The sequence below is a fragment of the Lactobacillus kefiranofaciens genome (assembly GCF_014656585.1).
In the GTDB taxonomy this organism is placed as follows: Bacteria; Bacillota; Bacilli; order Lactobacillales; family Lactobacillaceae; genus Lactobacillus; species Lactobacillus kefiranofaciens.
Genome location: NZ_CP061341.1, coordinates 1,324,747 through 1,347,841 on the forward strand (window position 1 = coordinate 1,324,747; position 23,095 = coordinate 1,347,841).

The 23,095-nt window shown below is 37.0% G+C and carries 22 protein-coding genes and 1 pseudogene; 2 read left to right on the forward strand and 21 right to left on the reverse strand.

What is annotated here, in order from left to right; genetic code table 11:
- Positions 1 to 6: 6 nt before the first annotated feature.
- The 8 genes from murG to ICI50_RS06600 form a co-directional block, all read right to left on the reverse strand.
- On the reverse strand, positions 7 to 1,113 hold the full coding sequence (gene murG / locus ICI50_RS06565) for an undecaprenyldiphospho-muramoylpentapeptide beta-N-acetylglucosaminyltransferase (protein ID WP_056941282.1): 1,107 nt from the start codon (positions 1,111 to 1,113) through the stop codon (positions 7 to 9).
- Between the two features lies 1 nt (position 1,114).
- Complete coding sequence (gene murD / locus ICI50_RS06570; RefSeq protein ID WP_056941281.1) at positions 1,115 to 2,494, reverse strand: UDP-N-acetylmuramoyl-L-alanine--D-glutamate ligase; 1,380 nt, start codon at positions 2,492 to 2,494, stop codon at positions 1,115 to 1,117.
- 3 nt (positions 2,495 to 2,497) lie between these two features.
- A complete protein-coding gene (gene mraY / locus ICI50_RS06575) occupies positions 2,498 to 3,466 on the reverse strand; it encodes a phospho-N-acetylmuramoyl-pentapeptide-transferase (RefSeq protein ID WP_013854327.1) in 969 nt (322 codons plus the stop codon).
- A gap of 6 nt (positions 3,467 to 3,472) precedes the next feature.
- The gene (locus tag ICI50_RS06580) at positions 3,473 to 5,632 is read right to left on the reverse strand and encodes a penicillin-binding protein (RefSeq protein WP_095342070.1); all 2,160 of its coding nucleotides are present in this window, start codon (positions 5,630 to 5,632) and stop codon (positions 3,473 to 3,475) included.
- The gene (gene ftsL / locus ICI50_RS06585) at positions 5,632 to 5,994 is read right to left on the reverse strand and encodes a cell division protein FtsL (protein ID WP_054640242.1); all 363 of its coding nucleotides are present in this window, start codon (positions 5,992 to 5,994) and stop codon (positions 5,632 to 5,634) included. Before ftsL ends, ICI50_RS06580 begins: the two co-directional genes overlap by 1 nt.
- Before the next feature lie 13 nt (positions 5,995 to 6,007).
- Entirely contained in the window at positions 6,008 to 6,955 is a 948-nt protein-coding gene (gene rsmH, locus ICI50_RS06590) for a 16S rRNA (cytosine(1402)-N(4))-methyltransferase RsmH (protein ID WP_054640241.1), read from the reverse strand.
- A 3-nt stretch (positions 6,956 to 6,958) separates the two neighbouring features.
- Entirely contained in the window at positions 6,959 to 7,390 is a 432-nt protein-coding gene (gene mraZ / locus ICI50_RS06595; protein WP_013854331.1) for a division/cell wall cluster transcriptional repressor MraZ, read from the reverse strand.
- A gap of 165 nt (positions 7,391 to 7,555) precedes the next feature.
- Positions 7,556 to 7,891, reverse strand: coding sequence for a DUF3397 domain-containing protein (locus ICI50_RS06600; protein ID WP_095342069.1), 336 nt, complete (start codon positions 7,889 to 7,891; stop codon positions 7,556 to 7,558).
- Between the two features lie 93 nt (positions 7,892 to 7,984).
- Here ICI50_RS06600 and ICI50_RS06605 point away from each other — a divergent pair, with 93 nt between their 5' ends.
- On the forward strand, positions 7,985 to 8,119 hold the full coding sequence (locus ICI50_RS06605; RefSeq protein WP_013854333.1) for a DUF4044 domain-containing protein: 135 nt from the start codon (positions 7,985 to 7,987) through the stop codon (positions 8,117 to 8,119).
- Positions 8,120 to 8,160: 41 nt separating this feature from the next.
- Here ICI50_RS06605 and mreD read toward each other — a convergent pair whose 3' ends face one another.
- The 12 genes from mreD to ICI50_RS06665 all read right to left on the reverse strand — a co-directional run bounded on the left by mreD (position 8,161) and on the right by ICI50_RS06665 (position 21,266).
- Entirely contained in the window at positions 8,161 to 8,700 is a 540-nt protein-coding gene (gene mreD / locus ICI50_RS06610; RefSeq protein WP_056941278.1) for a rod shape-determining protein MreD, read from the reverse strand.
- Positions 8,700 to 9,551 carry a rod shape-determining protein MreC gene (mreC, locus tag ICI50_RS06615; RefSeq protein WP_013854335.1) on the reverse strand — a complete coding sequence of 284 codons (852 nt, stop codon included), beginning with the start codon at positions 9,549 to 9,551 and terminating at the stop codon, positions 8,700 to 8,702. Before mreC ends, mreD begins: the two co-directional genes overlap by 1 nt.
- Before the next feature lie 45 nt (positions 9,552 to 9,596).
- Entirely contained in the window at positions 9,597 to 10,601 is a 1,005-nt protein-coding gene (locus ICI50_RS06620) for a rod shape-determining protein (RefSeq protein ID WP_095342068.1), read from the reverse strand.
- A gap of 95 nt (positions 10,602 to 10,696) precedes the next feature.
- Positions 10,697 to 11,317: a JAB domain-containing protein gene (locus ICI50_RS06625; protein ID WP_013854337.1), complete on the reverse strand. Its 621-nt coding sequence runs from the start codon at positions 11,315 to 11,317 to the stop codon at positions 10,697 to 10,699.
- Positions 11,318 to 11,354: 37 nt separating this feature from the next.
- Entirely contained in the window at positions 11,355 to 12,032 is a 678-nt protein-coding gene (locus ICI50_RS06630) for an HAD family hydrolase (RefSeq protein WP_013854338.1), read from the reverse strand.
- Positions 12,022 to 13,293, reverse strand: a complete 1,272-nt coding sequence (locus ICI50_RS06635) for a bifunctional folylpolyglutamate synthase/dihydrofolate synthase (protein WP_013854339.1) — start codon at positions 13,291 to 13,293, stop codon at positions 12,022 to 12,024. Before ICI50_RS06635 ends, ICI50_RS06630 begins: the two co-directional genes overlap by 11 nt.
- The gene (locus ICI50_RS06640) at positions 13,294 to 15,933 is read right to left on the reverse strand and encodes a valine--tRNA ligase (RefSeq protein WP_095342067.1); all 2,640 of its coding nucleotides are present in this window, start codon (positions 15,931 to 15,933) and stop codon (positions 13,294 to 13,296) included.
- A gap of 304 nt (positions 15,934 to 16,237) precedes the next feature.
- Positions 16,238 to 16,780 (reverse strand): type III toxin-antitoxin system ToxN/AbiQ family toxin, encoded by a 543-nt coding sequence (locus ICI50_RS06645; protein WP_013854341.1) that lies wholly within the window; start codon positions 16,778 to 16,780, stop codon positions 16,238 to 16,240.
- A gap of 251 nt (positions 16,781 to 17,031) precedes the next feature.
- Positions 17,032 to 18,639, reverse strand: a complete 1,608-nt coding sequence (locus ICI50_RS06650) for a hypothetical protein (protein WP_056941274.1) — start codon at positions 18,637 to 18,639, stop codon at positions 17,032 to 17,034.
- A 109-nt stretch (positions 18,640 to 18,748) separates the two neighbouring features.
- Positions 18,749 to 19,675, reverse strand: coding sequence for a glycosyltransferase family 2 protein (locus ICI50_RS06655; protein WP_013854343.1), 927 nt, complete (start codon positions 19,673 to 19,675; stop codon positions 18,749 to 18,751).
- Positions 19,672 to 20,088: a GtrA family protein gene (locus tag ICI50_RS06660; protein ID WP_012211687.1), complete on the reverse strand. Its 417-nt coding sequence runs from the start codon at positions 20,086 to 20,088 to the stop codon at positions 19,672 to 19,674. Before ICI50_RS06660 ends, ICI50_RS06655 begins: the two co-directional genes overlap by 4 nt.
- 80 nt (positions 20,089 to 20,168) lie before the next feature.
- Positions 20,169 to 21,266 carry a glycerophosphodiester phosphodiesterase gene (locus tag ICI50_RS06665; protein ID WP_013854344.1) on the reverse strand — a complete coding sequence of 366 codons (1,098 nt, stop codon included), beginning with the start codon at positions 21,264 to 21,266 and terminating at the stop codon, positions 20,169 to 20,171.
- 87 nt (positions 21,267 to 21,353) lie between these two features.
- Between ICI50_RS06665 and ICI50_RS06670 the strand changes: the two genes are divergently transcribed.
- A complete protein-coding gene (locus ICI50_RS06670; protein WP_244040259.1) occupies positions 21,354 to 21,509 on the forward strand; it encodes a hypothetical protein in 156 nt (51 codons plus the stop codon).
- A 361-nt stretch (positions 21,510 to 21,870) separates the two neighbouring features.
- Here the strand turns inward: ICI50_RS06670 and ICI50_RS06675 are convergent.
- A pseudogene (locus ICI50_RS06675) lies at positions 21,871 to 23,048 on the reverse strand (IS256 family transposase).
- Positions 23,049 to 23,095: the final 47 nt, after the last annotated feature.

Genomic DNA, 23,095 nt, shown 5'->3' on the forward strand with positions numbered 1-23,095 from the left:
ACTTTCTTAGCGTGAAATTTCTTCCATCACTTTAATTACTTGATCAGAAGCATCTGGCATTCCTAAAGATTTAGAAGCCTTGCTCATTTCATGAGCGTATTTCTCATCAAGCAAAATATGATCAATTGAAGAAACAAAATTATTAGGGTTTAAATCATCTTCTGGAATCACTAAAGCTGCACCTGCTTTTTCTAAGTCAAGTGCGTTTTTCATTTGATGATTATGCGTTACATTGGGACTTGGAATTAAAACTACAGGCACACCTAAGGCAGTAAATTCCGCAATACTAGTTGCACCAGACCTTGAAACTACACAAGTCATTTCTGGTAAAAGTCCAGGCATATTCTTAATATATGGCAAGATCTTGATGTTAGTACCATAATCAATTCCTGTAAGCTTCTTTTGCACCTTATCAAAGTAATAGGTACCTGTTGCCCAAATAATTTGATAAGGTTTCTTTTTCAGATCCATTAACGACTTAAGCATAATTCGATTAATGGCTAAAGCACCACGAGAGCCCCCAAAGACCAGAATAGTTGGCATATTAGGATTAAGACCCCATTCTTTTTTGAGGTCAATTTTTTCTTCATGTAAGCTTAAAACCTGTTGCGATCTTGGATTACCGGTTTTGACTAATTTTTTCTTTTCTGAAAATTCCTTAGCTGCGTCATCAAAAGTATAACAAATCTTATCAACGTAGTGGCCTAAGAACTTATTGGCCAAACCCACAACTGAATTAGATTCATGGATCATGGTTGGAATATGCATCTTGGCGGCTTCGTAGACCATTGCACCACTAACATAGCCACCAGTTCCTAAAACGACATCTGGCTTGAATTCCTTCAAAATTTTGCGAGCACTCTTAGTAGCTTCTAGAAATAATTTAATAGTTTCAAAATTCTTTAGGGGATGCTTACGATTAAATCCCTGAATTCTGATGGTCTTAAAATTAACGCCAGCTGCTGGAACAATCCTTGATTCCAAACCCTTTTGCGTACCAACAAACAAAATTTCGTCATTAGTACTAATGCCACGTTCCTTTAAACGCTCAATAATTGCCATAATTGGATAAATGTGACCGCCTGTGCCACCGCCTGTAAATATAACTCTCATTTTACTTAGTCTTAATTTCCTCAACAAATCTTACAAAGTAATCGCCACGTTCTTCAAACGTTCTAAATTGATCCCATGATGCACATGCTGGTGAGAATAAAAGCACGTCGCCAGGTTCAGTTAATTCATAGGCTCTTGGGACAGCTTCTTGAAGCGTATTGACAATTACGATATCTTTAATACCTGCTTTTCTAGCTGCATCAGCTAACAAATACTTGGTTTCACCATATAGCACGATCGATTTAACATGCTTTTTAAATAATGGTACCAAGTCATCAAACATAAAGCCTCTGTCAAGCCCACCTGCAATTAGCACTTCTGATTCTTTAAAAGCAGGAATAGCAACAGTAGCCGCTTCAATATTAGTTGATTTAGAATCATTATAAACCTTACGTCCATCAAGTGTAGTGACATATTGCAAACGATGTTTAGCCCCGGCAAAAGTACTAAGAACTGCAGCAATATCATCGTTGTCCGCACCCATAATCTTGGAAATCGCAATAGCAACTAAACTATTTTGTAAATTATGAATACCTGGCAATTTAATATCGGCAATCTTCATAATCTTTTCGTTTTGACTTTCTAGATATTCCTTGCCAATAAAGTAATCGGCATGCGGATCAGTTTCTGAGAAGGTCTGCATCTTAGCAGGTGAGACTTCTTTTTCCTTAGCTAAAATGTCTTTTTGATCAAAGTTGGCAATGAAGTAATCATCTTTAGTCTGAGTTCTAGTTACATTCAATTTTGCATTGACATAATTTTCAAAAGTCTTGTGGTAATCCAGATGAACATTGTTATAAATATCAACAATTGCCGCTACCTTAGGATCAATATCAGTAACGCCTAACAACTGGAAACTAGAAATTTCAACTACGAGAATGTCATCTTTAGTAGCTTTAGGCACAACTTCTGAAATTGGAACACCAATATTACCAACGGCATAGGCATGATGACCTTTTTTTTGCAAATGATGATCTAAAATTCTCTGAGTAAGCATAACAGTGGTAGTCTTACCATTTGAACCAGTAACACAAACGTAAGGTGCATCACTACAGCTTAAGGCGATTTCTGGTTCAGTAATAATCGGTATCTTTAATTCTTCAGCTTTTTGCACCATTGGATTTTCATAAGGAATTCCAGGGTTTTTAACTAAATAATCAAAGTGTTCTTGCTCTAGCAATTCAACTGGGTGATGACCACCAATTACACGAACGCCTTTAGTCTTTAATTCTTGAGCTTTTTTATTTTTATCTAAATCAACCTTGTCATTTAAGGTTAATTTAGCACCTAATTTTAAAAGAAGTTCACTAACAGCAAAACCACTTTTGCCTAAACCTAAAACTAAAACATTTTTATGATCATAAGTTTTAATATCTTTCATCGTTTATCCCCAAATTATCAAATACAACACACTGCCGATTAAACCAACCAGCCAAAAGACAGTATCAACTTTCCATTCTGACCACCCTAGCATTTCAAAGTGGTGGTGAATAGGAGTCATTTTAAAGATACGCTTGCTTGTAGTCTGGAATGAAATTACTTGCAAAATTACACTAGCAGTTTCACAAACAAAGACAATCCCCACTAAAAGCAGCGACCATGGTCTATTAAGCATGATACTAATGGTTGCTAATCCCCCGCCCAACGCAAGTGAACCAGCATCACCCATAAAGATCTTAGCTGGTTTATGATTAAAAATAAAGAAGGTAATCAAACCACCAATTACACTCATACAAAAAGCCAAAACAGCGAAATTCTTTTGCTTAAATGCAAGATAAGCATAAGTAGCATATGCAATTACAGACAACCCTGTTGCTAACCCATCAAGTCCATCCGATAGGTTAACAGCGTTAGAGAAACCAACTAGCCAGAAAATGATAAAAATCGTAAATAAAGCAACACTATGTACAATTCCAGCAAATGGAACGTAAAGTCCAAATTGAAAATGATCGCTTGAAGCAATTAATACAATTGCAACTGCAATAATAATTTGCAAAGCTAATTTTTGCCAAGCACGCAGACCTAAGTTTCTCTTATAAAAAAGCTTAATGCCATCATCAAGAAAGCCAATAACGCCATAACCTAGTAAACTGATTATCAAAATCCAAATAACTTTATTCAAATTGTGTTGCCATGCACTCACCCAAATTACTGAAATAACAGCGGCAATTACAAAGATGGTTCCTCCCATTGTCGGAGTACCAGATTTTTTCTGGTGCCATTTAGGTCCCTCATCACGAATCTCTTGACCTTCATGATGTGAACGCATGAAGTTAATCAACCATGGTATAAAAATCACTGTCAAAATCAGTGAACTGATTAAAGCAATAAAACTTGCCAGCATAATATTCATTCTATGCTACTCCTTTAACTTAACTTTTATTTTCTTCCCGGCTTTTACTTCCGTTCCCTTAGTCACATCTTGACTAGCAACGGTTCCGGTTCCCTTTATACTAAATTTAACATTAGTTAACTCAGCAAATTGATGCAGATCATTAAACGTCCAGCCTTGCATATCAGGACAAATCACTTTACCTGAAGTATAAATAAAGATGCGATCACCGGATTCGAGCTTCTGGCCCTTTTTAATACCTTGAGCAGTTACTCGATCTTCTTCGCCAACTTTAACTAAATTCAAGCCAATTTGCTTAGCTTTTGCGGTTGCTTGATTAGCAGTCATATCTTTGAAGTTAGGCACTTTAACCGTAGTCGTGGTGTCATCGCTTTTAGACATCGAAATAATCCGACGCATCATTGGTTTAAAGATTGAAGCTAAAATCTTTTCAGCAGTAGTACCAGCTAAATGCGGCTGCTTAATTGTCAAATAAATGCAGTAACGCGGATTACTTGCTGGATAAACGCCAACTACTGAAAAAATATAGTTGCTGTCTCCCTTTAAATATCCGCCACCTTTAGGGTTAGCGATTTGAGCAGTACCAGTCTTAACTCCAATATCAGCATTACCAATTTTATAAGCATGACCAGTACCAGATTGTTTATTAAGCACCCGCTTCATGTTGGTCAAAACAACTTTTCTAGTTTTTGCATCATAAACAGGCGTGCCAACCTTCTTAATCTGGTAGCCTTTAACAGTCTTACCATCCGAATCGGTAATCTTGTTAACCAGTTGCGGTTTAAGCATTTGCCCATTATTAGCTAATGAGCTGTAAGCCTGCATCATTTGCATTACATTGACGTTGACCCCCTGACCAAAAGCAGTAACTGCCTGGTCAATCGGTGTCTTAAACGAAATAAATCCAGGCTGTTCACCAGGAAGAGTTATACCAGTTTTTTGTCCAATATGAAACCTATTCAGGTATTTCTTCCAAGTTTTTCCGCCCATTTTTTGCTCTAATTTAACAAACCCGGTATTACTTGAACGTTCAAAAGCCTGTGAAAACGGGATCGTTCCCCAACCAGAAGTCAGCCAATCATGAATTGTTGAACCACCGATATTGACAGAACCTGAACGATAATATTCATTAGGATTATAATGACCGCTATTTACCACCGCGGCAAAAGATAAAATCTTAAAGACCGAACCTGGTTCATAAGTATCTTGCACTAAAATATTACGATAAGATTTTGTCAGGCCCTTTTTAGTCTGCGGATTAAAGGTTGGCCTTTGCGATGCAGCTAGAATCTTGCCTGTCTTCATATCTTCAATTGCTGCCGTAATCGATGTAGGAGCATATGCTTTTTGCACATCAGTTAAGCGAGCTTCAAGATAACTTTGCAATTGCGAATCTAGTGTTAAGTAAAGATTATTGCCATTCTTAACTGGTCTATAGTCTTGGGTGCCATTGGGCATTTGATATTCAGAAGTATCAACTGAAGAAACCCGATAGCCGTCTGTACCTGTCAAAGTCTTATTAAAGTAGGCTTCTATTCCCATCGTACCAACTAGAGTCTCTGCATTAATCTTCTTATCCCACTCAGGCTGTGCTAATCCCACAATGTGTGAAGCAAAATTACCATTAGGGTAAAGCCTTGACGGTGTAGCGAAAAATTTGATCCCTGGTAATTTCATCGCTTCAATTTTCTTTTTTTGCCTTAACGTTAAACCACTACCCCCTGTACCGAACTGCACCTGAAATGCTTTTTTCTTAGGAGTTAAATAATGATAAATTTTTTCAGCTGATAATGGTAAAATTGTAGCTAATTTTTCAGCCGTTTCGGTTTTATTGACTACATACTCAGGCTTATTTTTATAGTTAATTGAAGATTTATCTAAAATTGCATAAACAGAATAAAGATGCGAATCCTCCGCAATTGCCAATCCATTTCTATCATAGATAGTACCTCGCGTAGCTTTAATTACTTGATTACGTCGATACAATTGTTTGGTCCGCGCCGATAAGTTCTGTCCATTAACTGTCTTAGAAATTCCAATATATAGAAATCTAGCTGTAAATATAAGAAAAACCAAAGCCACGGCTAATTGGAGAAACCTCCCCACCGTAAAGCGGTAGCCGTGGGCTTTGGATTTTTGTAATTTTAAATTACTGTTTTTTTTCATTAGCGAATCGTCCTAATGTTTTTATTAATGAGAGTCAATCCCTTTTCACGCGCGATCTTATTTAAGCGATGAGTCGAGGTTAAACTACCAATATCTAATTTCAAATCATTGATCCTACTTTGCTCCTTAGCAACTGATTGTTGTGTTCTGGTCAACTCATGTTGAGCTAAAGTCGCAGAGATACTAGAAGAAACTAGGAAAAACATCATACCCAAGGTAATAATGCTTCCCAAGAACAATAAAGTTTTTTCTAGGCCACTGTAAGGAACTTTATGCGGATCAAGGATAACTCGTTGATGTTTCTTAGAACCATTTCGTTTATGTGGTTCATATTCAATTCTTCTTGCTGAGCTGTCAGCCATAACTTTTTCCTCTTTATATCTTCTCTGCAACCCGTAGTTTTGCACTGTGTGAGCGGTTGTTGTTTTCTAATTCGGAAGTTGAGGCGGTTATCGGTTTGCGATTAACCAGACGAAGCGTTGGCTTCATGCTATCTGGTATTAACGGCATCCCTCGTGGAACTTCCACCTCTGAATACTTCTTAAAAATCTTCTTAACGATCTTGTCTTCATGTGACTGGAATGTAATCACGCTGATTCGACCACCTGGTCTTAATATCTTAATTGCTTCTTCTAAGGAAGCTTGTAAGACATCTAACTCGTGATTAACAGCTACCCGCAAAGCCTGGAAGCTCTTCTTTGCTGGATGTCCGCCAGTTCTTCGTGCATACGCAGGGATCGCGTCTTTAATAATGTCAACTAATTCAAAAGTTGTCACTATTGGCTTATCCTTGCGCCTTTCTACGATCTTGTGAGCAATTTGTCTAGAGAATTTTTCATCTCCATACTGATACAAAATATCTGCCAGCTCTTTTTGACTAGAAGTATTAACTAACTGATACGCATCTAAGTCTTGACTTTGATCCATCCTCATATCGAGTCGAGCATTATAACGGTAAGAAAAACCGCGGTCAGCTTGATCGAATTGAGGAGAAGAGACACCTAAATCATAGTATATGCCATCTATGCCATCTGCATAACCTAGCTCAACCAGATCCTGTTCCAGATTGCTGAAGTTGTCATGTACAAGTTCTAATCTAGGTTCACTATCTGGTGCCAATAAATCAGTAAAGTTCAACTTAGCCGATTTTATTGCGTATTCATCTTGGTCAAAACCAATTAGCGTACCGGCGTCAATTTTACTAAGCAAATATTTTGCATGTCCACCACCGCCAAAAGTTGCATCTACATAAAGACCACCGTTTTTCGGTTTTAAATTATCAATAGTTTCGTGTAAGAGTACACTGGTGTGTTTGAATTTCATAATTTATAGTTCAATGTCGTCCAAATCTTCAGCAATGTCATCATAATCATCATTAGCTTCTTCTTCAAAGCTAGTCCAGCGTTCCTGAGCCCAAATTTCAATTCGTTCAGAAACACCGATTATAACGCATTCTTTAATGAGTCCAGCATGGGCTTTGAGCGTTGCTGTCAGATTAACGCGGCCCTGCTTATCAAACTCACATTCCATCGCACCAGAGTAGAATAAACGCATAAACTTGCGCGTATTCCTCTTAGTCAACGGAAGTTTTGCTAATTTGGCTTCAATCTTCGACCATTCATCCATTGAATAGCCAAAAATGCAGCCTTCCATTCCTCGTGTGAATACCACTTGTTCACCAATCTGTTGCCGAAACTTCGCCGGTATAATTAGACGACCTTTACTGTCCAGATTGTGATGATATTCACCCATGAACATGGTCTAGCCCCCTTCCAATAAATAATTTACCACAATTCACCACTCTCTACCACATGCTTAGGCAAAAAATACATATTTTTAGATTTCTTTATCATTTTCTTTTTACAAAATTTAAAAAAGGTCCAAAATATTATAATTTTGAGCCTTTCGCATATACAAATAATTTTAATTTAATAGAAACATCATTATTAATAATCCAACATACCAACAAAAACTGCAAGCAGCCAAGTAATCCCACAATTTTCGAATTGTTTTACCTAAAGAAATATTCTTATTTCTAATAGCATCATGTAAAGAAACGATGATTACCAAAATAAAATAAATTAAAAAACCATAAGGCAAAAAAAATGGCTCCTTCATGTGGATCGTAATCAGATTGCAGGCAGCGATAAAGAAAAACGGAAACACATCATAACCACGAAATTGTGCTCGCGGGAAGATTTTATTAATTAAAAAAGCAACCACTAAGCCAATAACTGGTATTAGAAAAATATAAAGCATACGTAGTCCTCCATGCTTTTCATTCTAAACTACAATTGATTTGAAAAAAACTATTAATAAGAATAAAATATTGTTCAAGTAGGAGGACTTTTTATGGCAAGAAGAAAGAAAAAGAAATCAGGTTTTCAAAAGTTAACTATTGTCATGGCTTGGCTAATGGCAGTCATCACACTAGCTGCTGTTATCGCCGGTGCTGTCGGCGCAATGGCCGGTGCGGGCATGTTTTAAAGCAAATTAAAACCACGAAGAATTTCTTCGTGGCTTTTTCTTTATACGCGATAAGCATTTAGGTCAATCAAGAACGGATAATCTTGTGCTAAATTACCCCAAATCCAATATAGCAGGATAAAAAAGACAATTGACCAACCTAAATTAGTTAACATGCACATTAGCAAAGCATGAATCGATGCAGTTGACATACCAACTGCTTTGAATATAAACCAACCATAACCGACAAAAAGCGTTGTCCCTAATAAAATTACAATTAGCCTAGCCCAAAAAACTTCAGGTAAAAAACGTGCAATTTTTTGGCAGATCCAGCAAGCAAACGGCAAAAATACCGTATAAATGCCAATGATACCGTAGAAATAAATATCGGCTATTACTCCTGTACCAATCGCTAACCAAATTTCATTTTCATTAGTATCATCAAACAAACCAATCAACATTACACTAATAGGCAAAATTACGCTAGCAGCGTTGAAACTACCATAATCTAAGAACTGATGCAAATAAAGCGAAGCCACGCCATCTAAAATTAAAGCAATTAATAAGCCAATCGCCAATACCCATTTACGTAAAATAGACATTAGTTAGCCACCTGTCTTTCAATTACTGTAACAATAGAAGGATCACTAATATCTCCAGCAGGCTTAATTTTAATCTGATCAGATAAACCAAATGAATTACGAGTAGTCGTAGTAACTGTACCAATCAGTAATCCCTTAGGAGAATTGCCACCCATTCCGCTAGTATAAACTCTGGTGCCAGCTTTCAGCTTGCTCCCATCAACTACTTGTGTAAAAGCTAAACTATTATTGTTAGTAACTGTAATAATACCATGAACTGACTTACCATTAGTGGCATCAGCTTGAACCGAAAAACGGTTAGCTGATTCATCCGTGGTAGTAATTAATTCCACTTTAGAGGAAGCTGCGTTAGCTTCAACTATTCGTCCAATTACGCCACCACCACACATTACAGCCATATTCTTCTTGATACCAGCAGAACTGCCTTTGTTAATTGTCAAAATATCTGACCAAGTATCTGGTGCACGAGAAATTACTGAAGCATTGACTAATGTATAACCACTCAAAGTATCCTTTAAATTAAGAGCAGCCTTTAATTGCCGATTTTCTTTTTCTAAAGTAGAATTACGAGCTTTAGTTTGACCTAAATCAGTAACTTCACGCTTTAAGTGATTATTTTCATCTTGAGTGTTCAAAATATCATGAGCACTATTTAATCCACCTGAAATCCAGCCTACTGGCACATCAATAATGCGTGTACCTAGAGCAACGATATCATTGCCTAAGCTTTGAATTAATAGAGGGGCGTTACGCTTTTTACGCAGACTAACGCTTCCGCCTAAAACAATCAAAATAACTATAACTATAATAAATGCTGATAATAATTTTTTATTTTGTAGAAATTTTTTCATTCAGAATTGATCCTAAGAAAAAACCGGCTTCAGCCGGCTTTTTTATTATTTGCGACTTCTACGCATTACTTCAATATTCTTGAGTGACTCACCAGTACCAATTGCTACACAATCAAGTGGATCTTGTGCAATAAATACAGGAACTTTGGTAGCCTCAGAAATAACCTCTGGCAAATTCTTAAGTAGTGCTCCACCACCAGTTAAAACAATACCATGATCAATCACATCAGCAGCAATTTCAGGAGAAGTTTGTTCCAAAGTCTCCTTAATTGCAACGATGATATATTGGACAACGTCTTGAATTGCCTTAGCTACATCAACGGCTTCAACGTCCACCGACTTAGGCAAGCCAGTAACTAAATCACGACCACGAATGTTCATTGATTCGATTTCTTTAGCCTTTTCTACCGAAGCAGAACCAACTTGAATCTTGATATCTTCAGCAGTTCTTTCACCAATTAACAGGTTAAAGTTGGAGTGAATGTAATTAATGATTGCATTGTTAAATTTATCTCCAGCTTGACGAATTGAAGTTGATGATACAATACCACCAAGTGAAATAGTAGCTACATCAGTAGTACCACCACCAATATCAACTACCATTGAACCAGTAGGATCCATTACTGGAAGACCAGCACCAATTGCTGCAGCGAATGGTTCTTCAATAACAAATGCTTCACGTGCGCCTGCTACTCTAGCTGCATCGATCACGGCACGCTTCTCAACTTCAGTAACACCTGAAGGAACACAAACCATTACTGAAGGCTTAGAATTGCCTACAGTCTTTTCCATAAAGTACTTAAGCATAGCTGCAGTAGTATCATAATCAGCGATTACCCCGTCCTTCATTGGACGAATAGCAACGATCGTCCCTGGGGTTCTACCAATCATTTCCTTGGCTTCTGAACCAACAGCGATTACTTCACCAGTTTGTGTATTCTTGGCTACTACAGATGGCTCTCTTAAAACGATGCCTTTACCTTCCATATAAACAAGTGTATTGGCTGTACCTAAGTCGATACCAATATTTTTTGTACCTAATCCAAACACAAAAATCTCTCCTTAATTGTTGCGGTCTCTAAATCTTGAATAATTATAGCATACTATAACTTTAAAGGTGATTTTCGCGTGAATTTTAAAGAACTTTAAAACAATTTCTTCTCACGCATGCTCAAATATTGTCCTTGACCAATAATAAAATGATCTAACAGGTCTATTTTCATCATCTTAGCAGCCTTTTGTAAATCTTCCGTTAATTTAAAATCACTGGAAGATGGCATTAGCTTACCACTTGGATGATTATGAGCAATAAAAATCCCCGCACAGCCATAAATCACAGCCCAGCGAAAAATCTCTCGCGGATGGGCAACTGACCTATTCAATGTGCCTTGAAATAGCTTTTTTTCGGCAATGATGTGACTACCATTATCAACATACAATGCCCACAGCTCCTCTTGCTTATGACCTACTAACTTGTCAGCTAAGTAGTTACCTACTTCTACGCTAGAAGTCAAGATTGCCTTACGATGAGGCGATGCCTGACGCAAACGATCCAATACTTCTTCAGCCGTAACAGCTAACTCATTTGCACAATTAGGACCTGTTACAAATTGGATTAGCTCATCAAAAGAAGTAAGTCTTTTTCGTTTCAAAAAACACTCTAACTCCTTAAAGCTACTAATCTTATAATCCTTAAATTGTTCAAACAGCTGAGCCAACAATTCTAGGTCTGTATTTACAAAGCAATGATTTGAATTTAAATTCATAAAAATTCCCCCTCATTACTTATTACGCAAAAAAGGGCTAAATTTTTTTCAGAAATTCAAAAAAGTTTTGGCAAATCATTATAGCATTTTCTTTATCTTGCTCTGTTGGTGAAATCAAATCCGGTACCATGATGCACTTTAAACCAGCACTAGCGGCTGCTTGCACACCAGTTGAAGAATCTTCAAATACCAAAATATTTTTCTTAGGCAGTCCCATTTTTTTAGCAGCTGCTAAATAAATATCCGGCGCAGGTTTGGCCTTAATATGACCCTTCTGCACGTCCAAGTAACTAAGGTAAAAATCAAAATAATTTCTCACCCCAGTAGCCCAGAGTGCGTGCTGCAAAACGTCTTCATAGTTGCTAGAAGCGATTGCCATGCGTAAATTACGCTTCTGAAATTCATCAAGCGCTTCTTGAACACCTGGTTGCAACTTCAATTTACCTTCATCTGTCCACTGCCAGACCAGATCATCGGTCCGTTTAATAAATCGGTCACGGTCAGCTTCGGTCTTGAAATACTTATGATAAAAATCCTGCATTTCTTTAACAGTAGCACCCGTTAATTTCAGATAAGCATCCCGCGGCGTTCCGATTTTTTCTTCTTCGGCTGCTTGAATGTTTGCATCCCAATACAATTTTTCAGAATTAATTAACAGGCCATCCATGTCAAAGATTACGCCCTGAATATCATCAGCTATTCCTTTAACTTGCATCGCATTTTCCTTTCCAATTTAAAACTGCGCTCACCAAATAAAAGGAGCCAGTCACTAATAAAATATCATTACTAGTCATTTTTTCTTTTAATTTGGTAAAACCGGTCCGATAATCCCCTTCATAATTATAGCGTCTTTGAACACTAATGGGAAAATCATTTTTCTTGGCAACTCTAGGATAGTTCAAACTGGTCAGCAATACTTCGTCAGCCGAATTAAACAGATCAAAAACCTGCTCTAAATCTTTATCCTTCATCATCGTAATCAGGACATACAAATGACCTTGACGTTTTTGAGCTTGAGCATGAATCACATTGAGCAAATTAGTCATTGCTTGAATGTTATGGGCACCATCTAAGACAATCAATGGCTGTTTTTGTAAAACATAATAGCGGCCTGGGATCGTCGTTTGATTAATTGCTGTCTCTATCTGAAACGCATCCAGCTTCAAATTTAATAAAGAAAATGCTTTGACAGCTACAGCAATATCATAAGCTTCAACTTGTGGCCTTAAATTAAACTTCAATTTAGTTTGTCTAGTTTGATAAATAATCTGTTGATTAACCTGTACTGTAAAATCTTGTCCCAAACGAAAAACGGGAGCATGCTTTTCACTTGCTTTAGTCTCTAAAATCGGCAAAACATCTTGTGGTACATTGCCTAACACCACAGGACGTGCATGCTTGATAATGCCACTCTTCTCACGAGCAATATCTTGTATAGTTGGCCCAATAATCTGTTCATGATCTAAGCCAATTGTCGTAATGATGCTGATTTCGGGCATAATCACATTAGTCTTATCATGCTCGCCGCCAATTCCTACCTCAATTACGGCATAATCACATTTTTCTTGAGCAAAATAAACAAAGGCTAAGGCGACTTCATATTCAAACGTAACTAATGAAAAATCTGGATCTTGTCTTTTAATCTTTTCCAAAGCCGCTTGAACTATGTTAGCTGTATTGACCAAATCATGATCGCTAATATCCTCACCATTTAGTTGAATCCGTTCATTAAAGCGATAAACATATGGTGAGACAAAAAGGCCAGTCTTCTGACCAGCCTTTTTGAGCAAATTTGCTAAGTAATATGAAGTCGAACCTTTGCCGTTAGTACCTGTAATATGAATCGTCTTTACTTTATCTTGCGGCTTGCCTAATTCTTTTAACAAACGCTTAATAAATGACAAATCATTCTTAGGATGTAAATGAGGCAAAGAATATAAATATTCAATTACCTCTTGAGCATTGGTAAATTTCAATTATTTACTCTCTTTCAAATCTTGAATTCGTTCACGAACACCAGCCAATTGACTTTCGTAGTCAGCTTTCTTTTCTTTTTCTTTGTTAACAACTGCTTCTGGAGCATGATCAACAAAGCCCTTGTTGGCAAGCTTCTTTTCTGAACGAGCTACTTCACCTTCAAGACGCTTTTCTTCTTTTTCCATCTTAGCTAATTCGTCATCAACATTAACCAATTCAGTCAGTGGAACGAAGATTTGTGCACCAGGAATTACGGCAGTCTTAGCAAGCTTTGGAGCTTCGATTTCTGCAGCAACCGTCAACTTCTTAGGATGCAAGAAGTTTTCTACGTAGTCAGCATTTTCGTCCAAAACATGCTTGTTAGATTCATCATCTAATTGAATCATGATGTCAATTGGACTAGACATTGGTGCGTTAACCTCCATACGAATGTTACGTACAGCCTTAATAATTTCAATTAAGAAGGCCATGTCGCTGTCTGCTTGCTTGTTTTCAAATTCCTTATGAGTAGTTGGATATTCAGCTACCATAATTGACTTGCCTTCGTGAGGCATTGAAAGCCAAAGCTTTTCAGTAACAAATGGCATAATTGGGTGCATCAAACGTAAGATTTGATCCAGAATCCAAATTAAGTTTTCTTGCTTTCTTGCCTTTAATTCTTCGTCATCACCATTTAAAGCAACCTTAGAAATTTCAATGTACCAGTCACAGAAGTCATTCCAGATAAAGTTGTAAGCTTCACGACCTGCTTCACCAAATTGGTATTCATCAAATAAACGAGTTACTTCACTAACAGTGTGGTTCAAACGATCGAAGATCCATCTGTCTGACAAGTCAAACTTGCTTACGTCTGGCATGTGTGCAGGCTTAGCATCGGAAGGTAAGTTCATGATTACGAAACGACTTGCGTTCCAAATCTTGTTAATGAAGTTCCAAGCAGCTGATAACTTCTTTGGATCGTAACGAGTGTCTTGACCAGGAGCAGTACCGTTAAGAAGGAACCAACGAAGGGCGTCAGCACCGTACTTGTCAACTACGTCCATTGGGTCAACACCATTACCAAGTGACTTACTCATCTTGCGTCCTTGTTCGTCACGCATTAAACCGTGCAAAACAACATCATTAAATGGACGCTTGCCAGTAAAGTGAAGACTTTGGAACATCATTCTTGATACCCAGAAGAAAATAATGTCGTAACCAGTAACTAAGGCATTAGTTGGGAAGTAACGCTTAAAGTCTTCTGAATTAGTATCAGGCCAGCCAAGAGTTGAGAATGGCCATAATGCACTTGAGAACCAAGTATCAAGTACGTCTGGATCTTGTTCCCAGTTTTCAATATCCTTAGGTGCTTCTTCACCTACGTAAGTTTCACCAGTCTTCTTGTTGTACCAAGCTGGAATACGGTGACCCCACCATAATTGACGTGAAATACACCAATCGTGAACATCTTCCATCCAGTGGTCCAAAGTACCTTCGAAACGTTCTGGAACGAAGTTTACCTTACCGTCAGTCTTTTGATTTTCCAAAACCTTGTCAGCAAGTGGCTTCATCTTAACGAACCATTGCTTTGAAAGACGTGGTTCAACTTGAACGCCTGAACGTTCTGAGTGACCTACTGAGTGAACGATTGGTTCAACCTTAATTAAGTAGCCTTCTTCTTTAAGATCTTTAACTAAAGCTTCACGACAGTCAAAACGATCCATGCCAGCATACTTGCCACATTCTTCGTTCATAGTACCATCGTCATTCATAACATTGATTCTCTTCAAGTTGTGACGGTTACCTACTTGGAAGTCGTTAGGGTCATGAGCTGGAGTAATCTTAACTAAACCAGTACCGAATTCTGGATCTACGTGTTGGTCTTCAATAATTGGAATATGACGACCAACAAGTGGCAATACTAATTCCTTACCAACGATATCCTTGTATCTTTCATCCCCTGGTGCAACTGCAACTGCAGTATCACCAAACATAGTTTCAGGACGAGTAGTAGCAATTTCTACATAGCCTGAGCCATCAGCGAATGGATACTTAACATGGTAAAAGGCACCCTTATCGTCCTTGTGAATAACTTCGATATCACTCAAAGCAGTTTGAAGTGCTGGATCCCAGTTAATGATGTATTCACCACGGTAAATAAGACCTTCTTTGTAAAGTTGAACGAAGACCTTCTTAACTGCCTTTGAAAGACCTTTGTCTAAAGTAAATCTTTCTCTTGAGTAGTCAAGTGAAAGACCCATCTTAGCCCATTGGCCCTTGATGATTGAAGCATATTCGTCTTTCCAGTCCCAAACTTGCTTAACAAAAGCTTCACGTCCCATTTGGTGACGATCTTTGCCTTGCTTGCGTAATTTTGCTTCAACCTTAGCTTGGGTAGCGATACCAGCATGGTCCATACCTGGAAGGTAAAGAGTGTCGTAGCCTTGCATACGCTTGAAACGAATTAAAGTATCTTGAATTGCAGTATCCCATGCGTGACCTAAGTGTAATTTACCAGTTACGTTTGGTGGTGGAATAACAATTGAATACGGGTGAACTTTCTTGTCACCAGATGGCTTGAATAAATCTTCATCAAGCCAAGTTTGATATCTGCCTTTTTCAACCTCATTAGGGTTGTATTTAGGTGCTAAATCTGTCATTAAAATTCCTCCATAAAAAAAGTCCTAGACAACATTGTCTAGGACGATTTACTAACCGCGGTACCACCTATGGTTAAGTACAAAAATGTACTTCTCTTATAAGCGATAACGGCGCTGAAGTGTCCGGATTAACCTACTTAATTCAATTAATCAGCTAACCAAGCTACCAATCAACTTCTGGCCTCTCAGCTGTTTGGCTTTTCTCTGTAAATGAAGTCGATACCTCTTGATTCTTGCTTTGGTTACGATTATAGCATGAATTTATTTTAGAAAAAAGAGATAGACGAAGAATGTGCAGTATGCATTAATCATTCCATTTTTTCGCTAAATCAATTAATTTATCATAATTAAAACACCGACGACTAATAGGATCCTGAGGAAATTTTTGTTTACGCAAATAGAGTTTATATGCCCTGCTTGCAATATTTTCTTCATTATTAATTACTTTAAGTTCTTTGTTCAAAAGATCAATATACTTTGATTTTTGTTGTTCTGTAGAAAACCTTCTAAAATTAGTAATATTCTGTGCCGTCACATTAAAGATAGCTGACTCAGGTGCAGGAAACATATAATTTAAATGAACAACTCCCGCAAAATGTTTTTTAATTCTTCCATCTCTTCCATGAACCGGTATAAATATTTTTCTAAAATCCGGCTTATTTTTCATTTTACGATGACGATCTTGTGGGTGACTTATTGCACCTACAAAGATAATCCCTGGTTCAATCTCAAATAATGGTCTAAAAAAGGGTTTGAAATGATTAACTTCATAATCACTATATGGAATTCTACTTTCATAAGATTTCAAATAATTGAGATATGTTTCGTCAATACTACACCAATTCATATATTCTCCATAAAAAAAGCTGGTTAATTGCACCAGCCAAGCAGTATAGTTGCAGGAATACAGTTTTGATAGGCTCTGTGGCCTCTATATAAAAGGGTTTTGATAGGGCTCCCCCCTAGCCTCTATATAAAACAGTTTTGATAGGCTCTGTGACCTCTATCCTGCACTATTATTATAACTTATACTTTCTAAAAACACCACACTTAGACTATATTCGCAATTTAGCTTAATCTTATTTTCCTATGCTTAACCTAAATTCCGTAACCGAATAATACAAACCAGCCTAAAATACTAATCAACAATAAAGCTTTAAACCAAATTGGCGTGATAAATTGTAAACTAGCTATATTTCTACCCTTTTTAGCTTTGACAATTGGTTGCGTAATAGTATTTTGCTTTAGCTTAGTTTGCAATTTACCATTCAAGGTCAAGCGTGATTGATGATACATTACAATCGGCAACATCTTCATCTTTGCCTTTTTGCTATTCCAAGTAAGAAATAGCTTGTTCCCTTTCACATGATAATGATAATGCTTAGCCTGATCTAAAATCTTCTTTTGATACGTAACGTTTGATGCATGTTTGGTATATGGTAAATAATCTGGTTCAGTATGGTTACCAGCCTTAAAAAGAGAATCATTATTGGTATAACGCAAAATATGCTGCAGCTTCTTGCGATGTTTCGTAATTTTACTGTATCTTTGAATAATCACAACATAATTTGGATCAAGAAATTCTAATGTTCTTTGCCGATTAATCGCATAATTAACTGATAAATTTTGACTAAAAGTTAAGACCAGGCCTACTATAATGAGCACATCAGTTAATTTGTCTTTTTTCTTCATTAAATTGGTCATCGAAATTCCTACTCCGAGCAAAATCAACGGCCAGGCACCAACTGCCAGACGATACGGAAATTGGAGGAAAGATTTTAAGCTAGGAAAATGTGCCTGAATCTGGGCCCAGGGCATTAAACTTGATGCAAGCAATAAAATCACTAGCGCAATGATTGTCACCATCGTATTAAGGACTGATTCGCGTAAATGAGTTAAAACATAAATCAATTGGAAAACAAGCAACAAGACCATTGAGATTAATAAAAAGCCATGAAGGTTAATGAATTTTTTATACTTAACTACGTGATAATACAGGTTATATTGATTAGGCAGAGAAATCTTATTGTGTGAGTATAAAACTAGCAGTCCTCCCCAAACATTGGCCGTTAAGACTAATGTCGTACCAAGCGCTTTGAAGAAATCTATTATCATTTGCTTTTTTGCTGAAGTTTTAACTAAGGCATAGATGGCAAATGGCACAAAAGTGCATGCAATGTAAACCGTTGATAACAGGTGTACTTGCGCGATCAGCGACATAATTAAAGCTAAACTTAGCCAAAGAATTGGCTTACGTTCATCGTTAATCATGTATAGTACCTGCATCATCGCATACGGCGCTAGTGCCGCACCCCACGCCATAAAATTAAAACGCAGAATGCCGGCTACGATGCCAAATTGCAAATAAATCAAGGCAAGCAAAATAGCAATAACTTCGTCAACATTAGCCTTCAACGCTAAACGATACATCCCAATTCCAGCGATTAACAGCACAGTGAAAACAGTTAAAATCTGAAAATTAAACCAATTATGTACTAAAAGCAGTAAAAAGCCACCGATGTAAGCTAAAAATGGCCCATAAACTGCATTAAAAATTCTCCCTGAGTGACTAAAAGCAAAATTAGTTTGAAAATATGAAAAATTTCCGGTCTTAATTTGCATACTAGTATCATAAAAACGCTGAAAATGAAGCAATGCATCGCTAGTCAAAAGAACCGCATGATTCAAAATTTGGAACCTAATCATTAAATAAATTCCAAGTAAATGACCACATACGGATAAATGGCTAAGCCAATCTTATTCCAATCTATCTTTTTTATATTAGTTCCCACTTTTTATTTCCTTTTCCTATCTGCTACTTTTTCTCTTTAACAATATAAATTGGTCGATTTTTCACTTGCAAATAAATCCTGCCTACATAATGACCGATAATTCCAAGGCATAGCAGTTGAATTCCACCAATTAATAGAATAATGGAAACTAGGCTTGCCCAGCCAAAGATACTTGAACTAGGAGTAATAATTTTTCTAACAATCACGAAAATGAGTCCAGCAATTGATAGGATAAAGGAAATTATGCCAATCCAAACAGATAAATCTAAGGGAGCCTGCGAAAAATCTGCGATTCCGCTTAAAGCATACTTAAATAATTTTTTAGTTGTCCAGTCCGTTTTACCAGCAACACGCTCTACATTATGGTATTCTAAATACTTTGTTTTAAAGCCAACCCAAGAAAAAATTCCTTTAGAAAAGCGGCTGTATTCTGGCATTGATAAAACAGCATTAACCATTTGACGCGTCATCATGCGATAATCTCGAGCACCTGGAACAATTTCAGTTTTAGAAATTTTATTAATAACTTTATAAAACTGATCACTCAAAAATGACTTAAATTTACTTTCACCCGTACGATCGACTCTGCGGCATCCCACAGCATCATACTTGCCAGTTTGAAGAAGACGATACATCTTAGGCAAAAACTCGGGTGGATCCTGTAAATCCACATCCATTAAAACGATATAATCTCCTGTAGCTGCCTTAAGTCCAGCATAAATCGCGGATTCCTTACCAAAATTTCTTGAGAAAGAAATATAATGCACTGCAGGATTTTCTTGGTGCAATTTTTTTATTTCTTGTAAAGTATTGTCTTTAGAGCCATCATCTACTAGCCAATATTCAGCTTTAACTGGCATCTTTTGCAATACTTTCTGCGTCGCGGCATAAAAAAGCGGAACAGTTTCCTGTTCGTTGAAACATGGTACAACAATTGACAAATTCTTCATTTATTATTCCTGACTTTTTTAAAAGTAATTATCTTATTGATAATAAATTGAATCAAAGTTGCGACAAAGGTAGCTACAATTTTTACAATCAAGTGCGGATATCCCAATTGATTAACAAAAATAAATAGCGACAGTGTCGTAAAGACAGTGGTGATTTGTCCAACAAGAAAATATGAAATAAAGCGAACTATCAAATGATCATGAACCTTAAAATTAGTGTATGAATTCCAAAAGAAGTTATTGATTATTCCGCAAGTTGACGAAATGATATTGGCGATTTCAACATTAACCTTAAAATAGGTCAGAATCGTATAGATGCCAAAATCAACGACTAAGCCTAAGATACCAATTAGCACATATTTTACTAGTTGAACAAAACTCTCTGAATTAATTATTTCTCTTATCTTAACCATAATTATTTAACTATTAGTTCTGCAGTATACTACCTTCCTTATTATTTAAATATATTGAAAACAAGCATAGGCTTTGCTATTTACTTAATCCATTGATTACCGCCTAAATTGTAGACGCGCTTGCCGTGATATTTAGCTACCGCAAAATAATTCCAATGACTGTGTGCACGCAAGGTTTTACCAGCTGACTTCTTAAAATAAAGATCCGTCCAAACCGGCGTTGCTTGATCAACCTTAACCAAGCCGACTTGGGCACGAGGAGCCAAAGAATCATGGTGAGCCAGATTCTGCTCGTTGAGCCACATGTTAGGCTGAACATGATACCAAAGTCGATTATTTACCAATTTAACCTGATCTGCTTTTACTTGATGACCATTATTTAACTTAAGATTGGCGGCAAGATTTTCAGTAGGAAAAGTTACTGGTTGATAATAAATGCGAAAATAATTATTTTCTTGCAAAATTTTTGCCAAACGAACTGGGAAATCAGTCAATAAGCCGGTAACACCCTTATCAGGATTTAAAAACTTGTGCATCTGCTTATTGCTGTTCACACCCCAGAGCATGTACTTTTTGTTTTTATCATGTAAATAGTTGGCCGCATCTGCAGTATAAAAGCTAGCAGCAAAATCTTGACTGTGACCTGTTGCCTTGTAAGAGCCAGCAAGCTGCGTGCGCGGAATTTTGGGTACAAGACGAGCAAGCTTCTTGAGTGCAGCACTAGAAAATGATTCAAATAAAATCCGTTTTTGTAAATGATACTTATTAAGTAACTCAACTATTCTTTTAGCATCTTCGCCATCGCCTTTTGGCTCTAACATAAATTTCACTTGCGGATTGTTTTGATAACGTTGAAAAACTTCTTCGAGTGAATGAATGCTTTCGCCGCTTTGATTACGATAATTAGTTAGCTTTTTAAAATTGTTCTTCTCAATTGCTTCATCCACGCCAAAAACGCGACTCAGATTATCATCGTGACTGACAACTAAAACATGGTCGCTGCTTTCTTGCAAATCTAGTTCTAAATAATCAACTTGTGCGCAAACAGCACGGTCATACGCTGCAAAGCTGTGTTCAGCGTATTTTCCCTGCTCGTTATCACCGCGGTGAGCGATGTTCATGAACCCACAATTAAATGGAAACATCGCTAGAAAAATTATTGTGATGAGCTTTTTCATTCGTCTATCCCTTCTGCGTTTTATATTCTTTATTCTAGTATTAATAGTTGAAGTACGCCATACTATATATTACGAGGAGGGCCAGTCATGAAGATTATCACACTAACCGATTTACGAAAAGATTTATTCAAGATTATAATGGCTAAAAAAGAATATCATCATTTAAAGGAATTAGAATATCTAGAAAAAACTGGTACTTTAAATACTATCTGGTACTTTAAATACTATAATGAAACGGATTAATAATTCCACGGATGATGACTTCGTTGAATTATAACAATACCAAATAAAAAGCGAGATGTATCATTCAATACATTCTCGCTCTTTTAGTTTTGATATATTATTTATTCTTCTCTTTTAAGTTAATATTTTCTTTTCTTACCCAATAACCAGATTTTGCATGACCTTTACCATAGCTTTTAATATGATAGAAAACTGAGTCTTTTATAAATTTCTTTTGATCAAATATTACTTTCTTGTTCTTAGCTATATACTTTTTAAGATATTTACCTTTAGAGTTATACAATCTAACTTTAGACTTGAAACTGTCAAATCTTTTGTGTAAATAAATCTTTCTCGTAGATTGATTTTTTTAATTAATTATTTATTCAAAATAGGATTCTAGAGTGTCTTGTACTTGACCAAAGCCTTTATGAATTCGCTTGAAATATCGATCATTGTAGCTCATTGCTTGTATTCCAATAAAAGTATCTAATGACTGTTCATTTGGAAATTCTGCTTTAGGTTTGGCTTTGCGCTTAACAACATTATTAAAGGATTCAATCATGTTAGTTGAATAGATTGAACTTCTGATTTGTTTAGGATAGTCATAAAAGGCCAGCAGATCTGGCTCAATCCCCTTGAGGTTTCTGATGACATGATTATAAGCTCTGTTCCACTTGTCATAGAAGACGTGCAAGACTTTGATCGCAGCTTCTTTATTTGGCTGTTGATGGATTTGCTTGAATTCATTCATGATCGTTTCGCGATCATCTACGCGTACTTTAGCGCAGATATTGCGCATGACATGTACTAGACAACGTTGAAAATGGCTTTGAGATAAGTCTGTTCCAGCACTGTCTTCATACCAACAACGCCATCTGAAAGAAAGAGCTCAACCTGTTCTAGACCGCGAGACTTCATGTCTTGAAGCATTTCCGTCCAATTCTCGACGTTTTCGCTAGGAGCAATGCGGTAATCGATGACTTCCTTGTGGCCATTAGGCTTGATGCCAATGGCAATATAAACTGCTTCACGATCAAAGGTTATGCGACGCAAAGGAATGTAGGTAGTGTCCAAATAAACGCAGAAGAACTTGTCACTGAGTTTGCGCTGATGATAGGCCTCTACCTTGGGGATCATCTGCTTAGAAATATTGGATACTTGAGCGGGGCTGTAATGGCTGCCATACATTTTTTCAATCAAATCAGCTATCTCTCTGGTAGTTACGCCTTTAGAGTAAAGCTTGATGATCATGTTTTCCAACACATCTGCATGCTGCTTGTAGTCAGGCAGCGTGTGCTGATGAAACAGGCCGTTGCGGTCTCGTGGCACCTGGATTTCAATTTTGCCAAACTGCGTATCCACCTTGCGAAAGTAGGCACCGTTCCTAGAATTGCCGGTATTCCAGCCAGCTCTGGCATAAGGATTATAACCTAAAAAGGAAGTTAATTCAGCTTCTAACAAGTCATTAACTGCTTGTTGTAATTCTTTACGCAATAAATCATTAATTTTGTCTTGATTGAATAGAGCTTGAGCCATATTTTTGGTAAAATCATTCATGAAGGAGTTCTTCTTTCTGTATGTGTTTTTTGTTCAAACCAATCATA